The organism is Chloroflexota bacterium, assembly GCA_016887485.1.
In the GTDB taxonomy this organism is placed as follows: Bacteria; Chloroflexota; Anaerolineae; order Anaerolineales; family Anaerolineaceae; genus Brevifilum.
Window position 1 is genome coordinate 2,360,548 of record CP069394.1, and the last position, 14,710, is coordinate 2,375,257.

The 14,710-nt window shown below is 54.6% G+C and carries 13 protein-coding genes; 1 reads left to right on the top strand and 12 read right to left on the bottom strand.

All coding sequences use genetic code 11. The features are described 5' to 3' along the window. Positions 1-26: 26 nt before the first annotated feature. The 12 genes from JR338_10770 to JR338_10825 form a co-directional block, all read right to left on the bottom strand. Positions 27-1,238 carry a CHAD domain-containing protein gene (locus JR338_10770; protein ID QRN82888.1) on the bottom strand — a complete coding sequence of 404 codons (1,212 nt, stop codon included), beginning with the start codon at positions 1,236-1,238 and terminating at the stop codon, positions 27-29. A 44-nt stretch (positions 1,239-1,282) separates the two neighbouring features. Then, positions 1,283-1,996 (bottom strand): thymidylate kinase, encoded by a 714-nt coding sequence (locus tag JR338_10775; protein QRN82889.1) that lies wholly within the window; start codon positions 1,994-1,996, stop codon positions 1,283-1,285. Beyond that, positions 1,989-2,726 (bottom strand): dTMP kinase, encoded by a 738-nt coding sequence (gene tmk / locus JR338_10780; GenBank protein ID QRN82890.1) that lies wholly within the window; start codon positions 2,724-2,726, stop codon positions 1,989-1,991. The genes JR338_10775 and tmk overlap by 8 nt, the downstream gene beginning before the upstream one ends. A gap of 133 nt (positions 2,727-2,859) precedes the next feature. After that, on the bottom strand, positions 2,860-3,549 hold the full coding sequence (gene phoU, locus JR338_10785) for a phosphate signaling complex protein PhoU (protein QRN82891.1): 690 nt from the start codon (positions 3,547-3,549) through the stop codon (positions 2,860-2,862). A gap of 49 nt (positions 3,550-3,598) precedes the next feature. Next, positions 3,599-4,396, bottom strand: coding sequence for a phosphate ABC transporter ATP-binding protein (gene pstB / locus JR338_10790; protein QRN84420.1), 798 nt, complete (start codon positions 4,394-4,396; stop codon positions 3,599-3,601). A 248-nt stretch (positions 4,397-4,644) separates the two neighbouring features. Next, positions 4,645-6,381 carry a PAS domain-containing protein gene (locus JR338_10795; protein QRN82892.1) on the bottom strand — a complete coding sequence of 579 codons (1,737 nt, stop codon included), beginning with the start codon at positions 6,379-6,381 and terminating at the stop codon, positions 4,645-4,647. Positions 6,382-6,384: 3 nt separating this feature from the next. Beyond that, a complete protein-coding gene (locus JR338_10800) occupies positions 6,385-7,101 on the bottom strand; it encodes a response regulator transcription factor (protein QRN82893.1) in 717 nt (238 codons plus the stop codon). Beyond that, the gene (locus JR338_10805; GenBank protein ID QRN82894.1) at positions 7,094-8,308 is read right to left on the bottom strand and encodes a glycosyltransferase family 4 protein; all 1,215 of its coding nucleotides are present in this window, start codon (positions 8,306-8,308) and stop codon (positions 7,094-7,096) included. The genes JR338_10800 and JR338_10805 overlap by 8 nt, the downstream gene beginning before the upstream one ends. Before the next feature lie 55 nt (positions 8,309-8,363). Continuing rightward, positions 8,364-8,753 (bottom strand): fluoride efflux transporter CrcB, encoded by a 390-nt coding sequence (gene crcB / locus JR338_10810; GenBank protein ID QRN82895.1) that lies wholly within the window; start codon positions 8,751-8,753, stop codon positions 8,364-8,366. 115 nt (positions 8,754-8,868) lie between these two features. Then, entirely contained in the window at positions 8,869-10,812 is a 1,944-nt protein-coding gene (locus JR338_10815; protein ID QRN82896.1) for an alginate lyase family protein, read from the bottom strand. 124 nt (positions 10,813-10,936) lie between these two features. Further along, positions 10,937-13,090: a bi-domain-containing oxidoreductase gene (locus tag JR338_10820; GenBank protein QRN82897.1), complete on the bottom strand. Its 2,154-nt coding sequence runs from the start codon at positions 13,088-13,090 to the stop codon at positions 10,937-10,939. A 146-nt stretch (positions 13,091-13,236) separates the two neighbouring features. Continuing rightward, complete coding sequence (locus JR338_10825) at positions 13,237-13,536, bottom strand: zinc ribbon domain-containing protein (GenBank protein ID QRN82898.1); 300 nt, start codon at positions 13,534-13,536, stop codon at positions 13,237-13,239. 150 nt (positions 13,537-13,686) lie between these two features. Between JR338_10825 and JR338_10830 the strand changes: the two genes are divergently transcribed. Continuing rightward, positions 13,687-14,709 (top strand): LysM peptidoglycan-binding domain-containing protein, encoded by a 1,023-nt coding sequence (locus JR338_10830; protein ID QRN82899.1) that lies wholly within the window; start codon positions 13,687-13,689, stop codon positions 14,707-14,709. Position 14,710: the final 1 nt, after the last annotated feature.

Below are 14,710 nucleotides of genomic sequence, written 5' to 3' on the forward strand. Positions count from 1 at the left end.
GGGGATCATTTTTTTCGGATTTAGGTTTATTCCTCAGTTGGGAAGGTGTCTGTGAGGTCAATGAACTTGTCTTCGTCCGTGTCCTGAGCGCTGAAGGGCTTTTCTTGAGGCGGCTCGGGAGTTTCCTCCTGTTCTTCAACTGCGAACATTTCTTTGCTCAACTCGGTGAAGTTGAAGATTTCTTCAGTGTTTTCATCATCGTCGTTTTCTTCCTCTTCGATCCAGTCCGGTAGTTCATCCGTGGCATTGAGGAAGTCCACATCCTCGAGTTCATCTTCCAAAGGGAGGGGCGGTGGGGTGAGCATTTCACACAGGATCTGCCAGGCGTTGTCGTCAGCCAGGGTCTGCCAGGTCATCAGGAATGATTGGTAGGCATCTGAGCGGATTTGTTCGTTATATGCCATCAGGTGATGAATCCCGGGCATCAGCCTTTCGAGGGGGCCGGTATTGCCAAAGTAGTCTTCAATACGTGCCTTTTCTTTATCCACGAACTTTGGCAGCCATGAAATCCACACGTCGGCGTCGTGAAATTCGCCCAGGGTGTCCTGAATTTCTTTCATCGCCAGGATGAAAGGCTCCAGATCTCCGCCATAGAGCGGTGCAAAGATTTCCATCGTATAACGCAGGCGTTTCCCGGCAATCCGCATGGCGTGCAGCTTGTCACTGTCCGCTTCTGAGGCGATGAAATCTGAATGCATCAGGAAATCTTCCAGGGCTGCAGTAATCGCCCGGTAGGCTTTTGGCAGCAGTGAAGGGGGATAGGATTCGGCAAGGGGTTCAGCTTCACGATGCTTTTCAAACCAGAGGGCCATCTCCTCAAGGGCCTGGCTCTCTTTTAGCTTGAATGCGGTCTTATTGACCTTCTTCTGGGCCTTGGAACGGCTTTGTTTGAGTCTGAGCAGGAGCCGGTTATAACCAGGCTTATTGGTTGCTTCTAGCTTTTCAACATAGAGCTCAGTCAGCTGTGCGATTTGGATATCCAGGTTCCGGGCATTCCCCAGGGCATAGGTTACCTTGCGGATTTCGTCCCGCCAGAGCTTCGATTTTTTCTTCGGAAGGCAAGGTCTAAAGATATCAAGCCCAGTCGCCAGGCGCCTGGAGGCTACCCGCATGCGGTGGATGGCTTCAATGTCACGCCCGAGTTGGACCCCTGGCAGTTCATCGACCAGGCGTTGGGTCTGTTCCAGCATGAAATTAATGCCGAATTGGCAAAGGACTTGTGGAGATGATTTTCCCATTTGATGTCCTCCTTAATTCTTAAGCCGGATTTGAATTGTGCAGTCTACAGGTCAATATCGATGATTGGGTGTTGGTCTTCCAGCAGGTTTCGGATATGGCTTTGCAGATCAGAAAAGACATCCGATACCGGCCGGCCAGCATCAATCGTGACGAATTTGTATTCCTTGGCAAGTTGGCTGAACTGCATCCCGATCTTGGATTGGTAATCCACAAAGCTGTCGAAGAGATTGTCCGCCAGATGGATATCCATCCCGGCTTCCCAATAGTTCAGGCCGCGGCCATGGATCAGGCGGGAGACCAAGTCGGTGATATCTGCTTTGAGATAGAGGATCAGGTCCGGTTTGAGGGCAAAGCCATAGACCTTGCGGGCCCATTCCGGGTCAGCGCCGCGGACGATGTCGCGGGCCATAATGGAATAGAAATAACGGTCAGAAAGAACCACGAAACCAGCTTCGAGCGCAGGGATGATCTGATTTTCAAGCCGATCGGCAAAATCGGTCGCGTAGAACAGGCTCATGGTGATCCGGCTGAGGGTGTGACCGTTCTTGGCCTCATCAAGGCCCTTTTGGGTCAGGCCGGACCGGCGCAAGCCGGTATCTGAGACGGCAAAGCCCTCATCTTCCAGCCAGTGACGGAGCAGCTGGGTCTGGGTTGAGCGGCCGACACCGTCGGAGCCTTCCAGCACGATGAGCTTGCCGGGCAGATCAACGATCTCACGATAGGGGAAACCAGCGCCATAGAAATTAGGTTTAGACATTAGCGCCTCCTTTCCCACTGTAAATATCAGATTTTAGCAGGGTCTTAGGTGAGGCATCGGGGATCGGTAAGCCCTCCCAGCCTTCCAATTCCTTGCGAACGATCTCACGCATTAGGCGCTGTTGGGCCTGAACTGTCAGGGTGCCATCAATGACGGTCAGACCAAATTCATCGACCATCTTGTCATATTCGTTGAGAATTCGTTCCTGGAACATATGGAAACTTTCGATACGACTTTCGGAAAGTTTCAAGTCCATACCGGCTTCATAATATTTCAGGGAAGCGCGCGCACTGGTGATCCGTTTCACAGCGACATCCAACGGAACCCGGAAGAACAGGGCGATGTCAGGCTGCATGGCGAAGGAATACAGGTTGCGGACCCATTCCCGGTCAACCCCGCGTGCGACATCACGCCCAAACGCGGTGAATGCGTAGCGGTCAGCCAGGACGATCACGCCGGCTTTTAGGAGGGGGAGAATCCGGTTTTCCCAGCGATCTGCAAAGTCTGTAGCTTGCAGGAGGCTGAAAGTGGTTGGGGTGAAGGTTTTATTCTTCTTGGCTTGTTTGGTGGTGCTTTTAACCAGTTGAGAGGAGTTCCACTCACTGAAATAGACCGAGCGGCCCTGTGCCTGAAGCCATTTATAGAGCAGGTCAATTTGGGTGGATTTCCCGCTGCCGTCAATGCCTTCAACAATGATGAGTTTACCTGGGGTGGTATTTGTTCTTAACACGACGTACCTTCCAAAAATGAAATATAACTTATTTTATCAAGATTATACTTGATAACTCTTGGAGAACCCACTAATTAAAAACCGGCTCGAAAGCCGGTTATATTCAGTCTAATTTTTATGTTCGAATGAAAATTTAGATTTCATCCTCGTCATCCCATTCATCATCCGTCGCATCAATCTCGAGCAGCTCTCCGGTGGCGATAAAGATGGTGCGTTCGCAGATATTGGTCACGCGGTCGGCAGTCCGTTCGATGTTATGGACAACCCACATGATGTAATTGGAGTGGTCAATGATCTCGGGGTCGGCGATCATCGCGGCCATCATCTTGCGATAGATCTGGTTATAGAGATCATCCACCAATTCATCTTCCTTGGGGATCCGGTAAGCCATGGCGACGTCTTCGGTGATGAAAGCACTGAGGGCTCGGTGGAGCATGCCAACGGCGAGGTCTCCCATCCGGCTGATTTCCCGGCCGGGGATCGGAATATCGCTTTGACCGATCTTCATCACGATCTTGGCGATTCCCTTGGCGTAATCACCCATCCGCTCCAGTTCGGTGATCACTTCTAAAATGGCGGCCAGCAGGCGTAAGTCGTGCGCAATGGGCTGCTGGGTGGCAAAGAGGATCAGCACACGGTTCTCAATGGCGTAGCGCTTTTCATTGATCAGGTCATCATTGCGATAAACCTTCCGAGCCGATTCGATATCCCGCCGTTTGAGTGTGTCAATGGCGTTGAGCATGGCCTGTTCAACCATGCTGCCTAAAAGCAGAACTTCGTCTTGAAGGTGATGGATTTCTCGGTCTAAGGTCTGACGTGGCATGTCGCGCTCCCGAAGGATGGATCGGTTAGTTTGGTTATTTTATATCATTCTATCCAAAACGACCAGTAACGTATTCTTCCGTTTGGCGATTTTGGGGATTGGTAAAGATTTGTTCAGTGGGGCCATATTCCACCAGGGTGCCGGATCGCTGTTCGTTGATCATCAGGAAAGCGGTGAAATCGGAGACACGGGCGGCCTGCTGCATGTTGTGGGTCACAATCACGATGGTGTAATCTGATTTCAGGTCCTCCATCAGATCTTCCACCTTGAGGGTGGAGATTGGGTCAAGGGCTGAGGCAGGCTCATCCATCAGGATCACGGAGGGTTCCACGGCGATCGCTCGTGCAATGCAAAGGCGCTGCTGTTGACCGCCGGAGAGTTCCAAGCCGGATTGATGCAGTTTATCTTTGACATCATCCCAGACAGCGGCCTGGCGCAGTGAGCGTTCTACAATTTCCGTGAGCACACTTTTCTTGTGGATTCCATACAGCCGGGGTCCGTAGGCGACGTTGTCAAAAACGCTCATAGGGAAGGGGTTTGGCCGCTGAAAGACCATACCGATCCGCTGGCGGATATCCACAACGTCCACATCGGGGCCATATATGTTCTTGCCATCCAGCAAAACCTGGCCTTCGACCTGGGAGCCATTGACCAGGTCATTCATCCGGTTGAAAGAGCGCAGCAGGGTGGATTTTCCACAGCCGGAAGGTCCGATCAGCGCGGTAATCCGGTTCTTGGGGATCTGCATTGTGATTTCATTGACGGCCTTATACTTCCCGTAGAAAACAGAGAGCTTATCCACCCTCAGTTTAATAGGCAGATTCGCCAGGTCCTGGCTGCCTTCCATTTCCCCAACGTTGATGCTTGTTGGGGCAGGTTTTGGCAACTTTGCCTCTTTTTCAGGTGTCATAGTTCGCAATTCAGCCGGATCAGATTTTAACATTGGCATATTCGTGTCATAGTGTATCAAAGGATGAAATTCACCATATTCATGGTAATGGAAATCGCCCGCATAAATATCATAACATCTGTGTATTTGGAGTTTGCCAATAATCAGTTAAAGAATACTAAAACATAGTAAAGAACCGGTTAACATCAGGCAACAGGAAGGGTGAAGTTAAAGGAACTGCCTACCTGTTCATCGCTTTCCGCCCAGATCACCCCACCATGCGATTCGATCATGTGTCGGGCGATGGAAAGCCCCAAACCGGTACCACCACCGGCCCGAGCCCGGTCAGCCTTATAGAAGCGTTCGAAGATGCGGGCCAGGTCTTTACCGGCGATGCCCACACCTGTATCCCGGACGATAAAGACGATATGGTCGCCATCCCGATAGGCCGAGACGGTAATCTTCCCACCAGGCGGTGTGAATTTGACCGCGTTGTGGATCAGGTTGATCAGAACCTGTCCGATCCGGTCGGGGTCGGCAAATACGGCAGGGAGGTCTTCCTGGCAGTCCAGGATCAATTCCAGGCCGGCACGTTCCGCCTGCAGGGACATTCTTTCAGTCGCCGGCAGCAGTAGGTCACAGGGCCGGATGCGATGGAAGGAGAGTGGAACCTTGCCGGATTCGATCCGGGAGAGCTCCAAGAGTTCATTGACCAATTGGGTTAGGTTGTCAATCTCGGTTTCCATGCGGATGATGAAGCGTTGGGCTGCAGGAGGATCTTCAAGAGCGCCTTCTTGAAGCGTTTCCGCCAGGGCCTTCAGGCTTGCGAGCGGGGTACGCAGCTCATGCGAGACATTGCTGATGAAATCTCGCCGGACGGTTTCCAAGCGGCGCAGCTGAGTCAGGTCCTGTAATAGGATCATGGTGCTGCCGGGGAGGGCGGTCCTGAGCGGTGTGGCCACAACCTGCAGAAAGAGGTGCTGGGGGCCGATCTCAAGGGTGATACTTTCCCGTTCACCGGATTTGGCTTTTCGCCAAAGTTCCACCAGCTGGTGATAGCGCATCACTTCCACCACAGAGCGGTTCAAAGCGGTCGATTCCCTGATATCAAACAGTCTTTCCGCAGCGGGATTCAGCAGTTGGACTTTGCCATCAGCATCCACGATGATCACGCCATCCGTCATTTGGTTCAGGACGGCTGAAAGCTTGGCCCGTTCACTGGTCAGAGCGTCAATTTGGGCACCCAGGTCATTCGCCATCGATTGAAGCGCATTGCTGAGTTCTTTTAGCTCCTGGGGATTTTCAGGGAATTCCAGGTTGGTAAAATTGCCCATGCTCATTTGTTGGGCGGCGATGGTGAGCGAGGCCATTGGCTGGAGGGAGAGATCGCGGACAAAGAGGGCGATCATGATCAGCCCGCTCAGGCTCATGATGACCACGGCCAGGCTTTCAAGGATGATCTCGTTAATGTTGGTGAAATAATGCGACACTGGGATTTGTAATTGGACCAATCCCAGGGGAATGCCGTTTGGATCCCGAATTGTCAGCGCCGTGCCCAGGGTGGAATTGGTCTGACCGAATCCCTCGCCGGATTCGAGCGCCTGGCTGACTCCGAGTATCCTGATAGGGTCCTGGGGCTGCAATTCAGCGGGTAAGGAAGTCGCGATGATCTCACCATCCAGGTTCAGGAATGTGATATCAAAGCTATAAATTTCTGTCTGAGATAGGGTTAGTTGGCTGAGGGCTTCAGATTCCCCCGGTCCGTTGAAGAGCCCCTGAGCCTGCAGAGCGATGGATTGCGCCGTTTCCAGTGATTGGGAATGCCACCGATCCTTTTCCTGTTGGCGGATGGTGTTCACCACAAAGCCGGTGAACACAGCCAGCGAGAGGATTAACAGGGCAATGTATGGTAAGGCAATCCGCCACCGGATCAGGCGCTGCATGGATTATCCTTCGAAGCGATATCCGGCGCCCCGCACAGTGATAATTCGCCGTGGATTGGCTGGATCTGGCTCGATCTTTTCACGCAGCCAGCGAACGTGGACATCCACCGTGCGGCTGTCACCGATGAAGTCCCAACCCCAAACGCGTTCCAGGATGAATTCCCGTGAAAGCACCTGTCCCTGGTGTTGGGCCAGGAAGGTGAGAAGTTCATATTCTTTGGGTTTGAAGGCGACCACTTCGTCATCCACAGTGATTTCCCGGCGGGTCATGTCGATTTTTAGGTTATCGAACTCCATGATCTCCTGCTTGGGTTTGCCTTCGCCGCCCTCACCAGTGTTGACTTCCTCGCGGATCAATCGTACTCGGCGAAGCATTGCTTTCACCCGGGCAATCAGTTCTCGCATGCTGAAGGGTTTGGCCATATAGTCGTCGGCGCCGACTTCAAGACCTACAACCCGATCAATTTCGTCATCGCGTGCGGTCAGCATCAACACAGGTGTGGTCATCTCTTTGCGCAAAATGCGGCAAATTTCGAATCCATCCAGCCCCGGCAGCATCACATCCAGAATGATCAAGTCTGGTTTTATCTCGCGGGCTAGGTCCAATGCTTCGGCGCCGTTGCCAGTGGTCCGCACTTCATACCCCTGTTTTTTTAGGTTATAAGCTACAGTTTCCTGTAAAGAGATTTCGTCGTCTACAACCAAGATCTTTTCAGGCATTTCTCCTCCTCATTGTCTCCAGGAGTGCGGTGAATTTCTCCGCAAGTTCAATTCTCGAAAATTTGTTTTCTATAGCCGATCTGCCATTCTTACCCATTGTACGACATTTTGCGGGGTTGTTGGCCAGTTCGGTAATTGCATCTGCCAGGGCTTTTGGGTCACCCGGTGTGACGGGGAGCCCCGCCTGCGCATTCTCGACTACCAGCCGGACAACGCCGTCAATTGCCAGGATCACGGGCCTGCCGGCTGCCATGTAGTCAAACACCTTGTTGGGATAGGTGGTTTTGTAAAGTTCAATCGGCTTCAGGATTGCCAAACAGGCGTTTGCGGCGGCTAAAGCCTCGGACATACCGGACTTGGGGACCGGTGGCAGGAAGAGCACATTGGTCAGTCCCAATTCCGCTGCCTTTGCCATCAGCCGGGGTTTTTCCTTGCCATCGCCCAATAGAACAATCCGGATGGCAGGGTTGCCTTTTAATAACGCTGCGGCATCGAGCACCACATCCAGGTCATTCGAGAGCCCATGTGCACCGGCATAGAGCACCACGAACTGGTTTTCAAGTCCCTGGGCATGGCGGAAAGCCGCGCCATCGTCTGTCGGGTCGAACATCGCCGGGTCAGCGCCATTGGGGATCAATGCCACTTCACGAGCGCCCCGGGTTTTGACGTGCTCGATATAGCCGGGGGAGTTGACCATTACCAGGTCGGCACGTTTGTAAAGGAACTGTTCCAGCCACTCCGAAAGCCCGATCAGGGTCTTGTTCTTCAGTACACCAACAGCCACGGCAAATGCTGGCCAGAGATCCCGCACTTCCAGCAGGAAAGGGGTGCCTTTTAGACGGGCCAAAAGCCAGGCTGTCGGTCCCTGAAAGATCGGCGGTGTCGTTCCCCAGACCAGGTCCACCTTGCGGACAAAAAGCCCGTTGATAAAGGAAGAGACCATAAAACTGAGGAAGCTCAATATTCGCCAAACAAAAGAACGATGGAGGGCTGGGAGGGTGTAGGAACGAATGATGGTGACGCCCAGATCGTCCACCTGCTTGCGGACTCGCTTCTGCTGACCGTTGCCAGTGAGGTAGCTAACAGGGCTGGCGATGATGGTGACTTGGTGCCCCTTTTGAGCCAGATATCGTGCCAGTTCATGGTGGCGGGTGCCACCGGGTTCATCCAATGCCGCAAAGGCTTGGTGGATCAGCAGGATGTGCATATTGTTAACAATTTTACTCGATGATGTGAGAGTTGGGGGAACGAATGCAAGTGCCTCAAGCCACCTTCCAAAGCAAACCTATGATCAGACGGCCCAAACCAATGGCCCCGAGGCCGAGGAGGATATGCAGACCGACGTTTAGCATGGAAAGCAGATGGTTGCCTTCCCGCAGGAGGTTGAAACTTTCGTTGCCAAAGGTTGAGAAGGTGGTGAAAGCTCCCAGCAGCCCGATGAACAGGAAGGAGCGAATTTCAGTGGATAAGAAGCCGAAGGATTCAACTAGCTCTGAGAGCGCCCCCATTATTACACAACCCAGCAGGTTGATGACCAGGGTGCTGTAAGGGAATGCGCTGTTTTGGGTTGCGTTTTGGACGAATCCGTTGAGTGAGTAGCGCAGGACAGCGCCTGCGAAGCCCCCCAGGCCGATGATGAGTACTTTTTGCATGGATATTGATCCTCCTGGTATAGATTTTCCAGGAGTCATCAGCATCAGGGCGGTTATCGGTGGACTCCATCACCATCAGAGCGGACCGATTGTACCATATGGGGTGATGTGAATCCTATGTGAGTTTAGCCTCTTTTTTGGCGGCATTCATCATCTGGTCGGTAAATTTCCATTCGGAGATGATCTTCAGGGGCAGTTGTCCATCCGTTGATGCGATCACTTGGAGGGCGGGTTGTTTGACGGTGTAAGTGGGAGAGACCCAGCCCCAGGTCGGGTGGGCTTCGATGGCGCCCAGCACACATTCCCCGGCGCGCACCAGGGCAAAACGTTCAATGCCGCTGAGGGTGAGGGTGAAGCTGAAAGCCGGCCTGGTCAGTCTGAGCTGGTTGGGCGCGGTTTGCTCCCAGGGCCAGTCCGGCAACGTCCAGCGGATTTCGGCATTATGCGGGGTGGTGTTGGCTTCACCATAGGGCAGGACCCTGTCGGTCACCAGCCAGCCATCTTCGGCCGCTTCCACCAGGCGCTGGTGGAGCATACCCAGCTTGCGATAGCCATCGTGTTCTCCTGCCAGGCGGATGATCTGGCCGTCCTCGTCCATCTCATATGCCAGAATGTCAGCCTGCGCCCAGTCCAGCCAAAGGAAGCGGCCGGCGCGCTGCATCTGTTCCTGACGATCCAGAATCAGGGTGTTATGCACAAAGGTGGAGGCCAGAGCGTTATCCCAGGGCGGTGCATCGTTATAACTATAGGTGCCCGCATCTGGGGCAACGTTCACCCCCCGCCACCAGAGATCGGCATGGAGCTGATCCGCGTGGGAGGGGCGGTCGTTAAAGGTAGCGGTGCGGAGGAAAGCCCGTCCAGAACTGCCGGTCACCCGCAGGTCATCGAATGCCTGAGAGGAAAATTCTTCGGCGAGGGCTTGTCCTTCCAAGTCGAACCAGGCCGCCATCTCGCCTTGAGGTTCAAATTCGGGGATGGACTGATCCAGAAAGGCCCGTGAGGCAGCTTCCACCACCGGGCGGTAATCGTCAAAGCCTTGGGCGGCAAGGGGGAAGATGTAGGCACCGTCATTGGCCCCCAGGTTGGGGACCTTACCTGTTTGTGGGTCGGTCAGCGCCCATAGCCAGTGGGTGGCTGACGCCAGCCGGCGGCGGGTGGCATTTGGCCAATCCGGCTCTCCTGCGTCACGGCGAAGGGCGTCGGTGAAGAGGGCCATTTGCAGCATCAGCCGGTGATAGTTTACGCTGTTTTGAACGTAGGACCCAAATTCCTCAATTTGGTTGAGGAAGCCCCAGTTCAGCCATTGCCAACCCAAATGCTGCCACTTTTGGGCTTCCGGGTGGTCACCAAGGTAGAGCCCGGCGGTATAAAGCCCGGCAGCTTCGGAGAGCAAATGGTTATTGTTTTGGGCGCGGGCATAAATCAGTGTCGGCGGGATCCGTTGGGCGTGTTCCGCTACAGCCCGCCAGAGCCGCTGACGTCTTTCGGGGGTCGATTCGGGGCTGGTGGCCAGCACCCGGTCACAAAAGACCAGCGCCATCAAGCGGATCGCTACTTCCTGAGCGGATTGCCATTGGCGGCCAAGATTAGGTGGGTGAACTTCTAAAAAGTGGAGGGTTTTTTCCCAGAACACTTTGGCGTAAAGGCAGTCACCACTGTAGGCATAGGCCCTGGCAAGTGAAAATGCCCAGCCCAGCCTCCCCGGCTCCCAGATCAGCTTGATGTCGACATCCGGTGGCGTGCGTTCCAGTTCGCTCCAATGCTGGGAGGAAATCCCTGCGTCGAGGTTTAGAGGAACCGGGGCGGCACCAAAGAGCCGTACCTTGCCCCGCGTGATTTCATCCGCATGCGCCAGGGTCAGGTCCACCTGGGCGGGTGGAATGGCTGGGAAATGGGCGATCGGCCCCAGGGTGGGTGGATCCACCGGCCCAGACAGCACGCTGGGCGTCACCCGGCAGTAATGCCTGCTGCGCAGGCCCAACTGATAGAGGCCAAAGAGCCCCGTTTGGGTGGGGCCGAGTTGATTGAGGGATTTGAAGGCTTTTACGATTTTATTCATAGTTTCCAGGGTTAGGGGCAAACCTCCCGCCAGGCATCCAACGCTCGATTTTCCAAGATCGCGCCTATATTGAGGGCGATGGCTGCCGGGGTTTAAGATTTAATATCCGCGAATCTGGAATACCCTAAATTTTAATTGGTTTACCATTACGCAAAGAGTCGAGGGCCGCAAAGCTGGCCTGGGTCACGCCAATCAGCTGGTCATAGGGGATCGGGGGTTCCTGTCCCTGCTGAACGGCTTTCAAGAAAGCGCGCCAGGCATCTTTATGGCCTTTATCCTGGCTGAGCAGGCTGCGTTCCACTTTGCGCTTGCCCTTGGCGACTGTTTCCAGCTTGCGCCAATCATTCAGCACGGCCACCCGGCCGCCGGTGAAGACTTCCACATATTCCTTCGGGAAGGATTTGTCACCGTTCGCCAGGTAGCTGACCACACCGACGGAACCATCCGGGAAGCGGAAGGTCATCACGACGTTATCTTCGCTGTATTTACCGTTATCCGGCAGGCCAGTGGTGGTCACTTCCACCGGGTTTTCGCCGACCAGGAAGGTCAGGAAGTCAATGAAGTGACAGCCCTCACCGATGATCCGGCCGCCGCCCACCTTGGGGTCATTGATCCAGTGATCCGCAGGGATTACATTGGCGTTCACCCGGAAATGGGCATAGAGCGGTTCCTGGCGCTGGTCCACAAAGGCTTTGAGTTTGACCGCAAGGGGAGCAAAGCGCCGATTGAAGCCCAACATCAGGACGGGCTGGCCGCCTTTTTTGAGCAGCTTGGTGACCTGGTTCAGTTGTTTTTTGTTGATTGCTAGTGGTTTTTCGCAGTAGACGTGTTTACCGGCAGCAAAAGCTTCCAATACCTGCGGCGTATGCAGGTTATGCCGGGTCAGGACTGCAATTAGGTTGATGGCAGGGTCGCCCAACACCGCTTCAGGCTCACTGGCTGCAAATCCGAAGCCGTATTGACGGGCGGCATGCTGTGCGCTGACACCGGAAGCGGAGACGACCCCAATGGGGGCAATGCTGCCTACTTTCTTGATGGAGGGCAGGAATGTGGAGAGGGCATAATTGCCCGCACCCAGCACACCCAATGCCAGCATCTCACCGGGCTGCACTCGGACGGGTGGGGCCTGCTTGTTGACGATCCGGTTGTCCTTGGGACGGGGATCGCTGCCATAGGTGAGCAGCACGCCTAGATAGGGTTCCTTACCGGTGAGCAGCTCATACGCCTGCTGTCCATCCGCAATTGGAATCCGGTGGGTGATCAATGGGGAGACATCCAGCTTGCCCTGGGCCATCAGGTCCAGGAAGGCTTCCATATTACGGGTTTCGGTCCAGCGGACATGCCCGATGGGGTAGTCCTGGCCTTGTTCTTCAAATTTGGGGTCATAACGGCCGGGGCCATAGGAGCGGGAAACCAACACCTCCAGTTCCTTGGCATAGTAGGCATTGCGGGGAATTTCCAGCCCCACCGCGCCAACCGCCACGATTTTTGCCCGGTCACGGGCGATCTCGCCCGCCAGGTTGATCGGGTCATTGGTGTCGGCGTCGGCACAGATCAGGACGGCATCCACACCGCGGCCATGGGAGAACACACTGGCGGCTTCTTCAGCCTGACCACGCGTGACGGCGTTGCTCGCGCCCATTGATTTGGCCAGAGCCACACGCTCAGGGTCAAGGTCAATGCCCAACACATCGCACCCGGCTGCCGAGGCGATCCCGGTGGCGAGCAGGCCCAATAGTCCGAGCCCAATCACGGCGACCCGGGAGCCAACCTGCACATCCGCCAGCCGGAAGCCCTGCATGGCGACCGCGCCCACGGTGGTGAAGGCGGCCTGATCAAAAGTGACGCCATCGGGGATGAGAACCATCAGATTCTGGGGGATGACCCCGAAATCCGCATGGACAGCATGGCCGCCGCCCGCACAGGCGACTCGATCACCTGCCTTGAAGCCCTGCAGGCTCTCGCCGACTTCAACTATTCTGCCTGCTGAGGAATATCCCAACGCCATTGGTTGATCCAGCTTGTTCATGGCGGCTTCGAAGGTGGTCAGCAAGCCCTCACGTTGGGCTTTGTTGATCAACTGCCGCACTAGGTCCGGCCGGGACTGGGCCTTGCCCAGTAGCCCCTGCTTGGCGAATTCGACTACCATCCGCTCAGTGCCGGAGGAGACCAGCGAGGCGGCGGTTTGGACCAGGGCGGTCCCTGGCTGACATTGCGGGACGGGCACTTCGGTCACTTGCGGTTCACCCGTTTTCATATTCTGAAGCAATTGTTTCATAATTTTGCACTCATTTTTAGCGTTTTGACGGTAATAGGATTATAGCGCAAACTGGCGCAGGGATGGTTTTCTTTAATTGAGATTGTATTACCCTGAGAATAAAAAAGGCTGCCGTAGTTGGCAGCCTAAATGGGTTAATGGGGGTATTAGTCGCCTTTAGAGGCGGTTGGGGTGCTCTTGCTTTCCGTTTTGGTCTCGCTTTTGGCTTCGGTGGTCTCCTTCTTGCCGTGTTCGTGGCTTTCGGAGGAATAGGTCTGGCCGGATGGGGAGCGGTTGTCGGTGGCATAGAAGCCTTTACCTTTAAACACAATACCCACCGGCTGGAAAACCTTGCGCAGGGCAGATTCGCCGCATTCCGGGCAAACAACCAGCGGGTCATCCGTGAATTTTTGATACTGATCAAACCGGATCCCGCAATTTTCACATTGGTACGTATACGTTGGCATGCTTTACTTCCTAAATCTTATCTTTCCAGATTATAGCCCCCTTACGGGGTGATGGCAAGGCCGCACGGGGCGATCTAACGAATCTCTAACACCCCTCGGGGGAAAGTATCCCGCTATTCCCACCTGAACCTTCGCTGGTATAATGCCAGCATGCGTAAGAAATGGAAAAATTACCTTTTTCTGCTCATTTTGGCGGGCACGCTGGTTTCAGCCTGTTCAACGGGCGCTAACCAGCTGACCCCCACTGACACCACTGAGTTGGATGGCACTTTGCGGCCCTATCCCTCTGATACTGCGACGGTCACGCCGCTGCCGACGGATTATGTCACCCCGACGCCTTCACCCACGATAACCCCGACCCCGACCGATGTCTATTATGAAGTGCGAGCCAATGATGATATGGGTGGGATCGCCTATTATTACGGCATCAGCGTCGCGGACCTCATGACCGCCAACCCGGATATTGACCCGCGGGCGATGACGGTGGGGATGCAATTGTTGATCCCGATCACGCCTACTCCGCCACCTACGGCCACCCCGACTTCAGAAGACGCTCAGACAACATCCGTCCCGACCGATGAAGAGGTAATCCCAGCCGCCCCGGATTGTTATCTGGATGCGCTGGGCGGGATGTGGTGTTTTGTGCTTTATGAAAATAATTCCGAGAGGGCATTGGAAAATGTTTCAGCAATCATCACCCTTGGTGAGGGAGAAACTGCCATGCAGGAAACGGCTATCATGTCGCTCAACCTGCTGCCTGCGGGTACAGCACTGCCCCTGATCGCCTATTTCGATCCGCCATTGCCTGCTGACCGGAGGGCTTCTTTTGAGCTGGACTTCTCCCTACCTGTGATGCCTGGGGATGACCGCTATCTTGATTTGAATATTGATGAACAGACACTGACAGTGAGTGATGATGGCCTGACAGGCACCGTGAGCGGCACTGTTTCGCTCTCCGCGGATCAGGCGGATGCGGATTATGTCTGGATCAGCGCCACAGCCTTTGACAAAGACGGGCGGATCGTGGCCGTGCGGCGCTGGGAAAACAGTTTCACGTTGATTTCCGGTGGACAGCTTGATTATTCGATCACGCTCTACAGCATGGGCGGGCCGATTGATCATGTGGAACTGCTCACTGAAGCGCAGCCTGTCAGCATGACTGAGACCCCTTGAA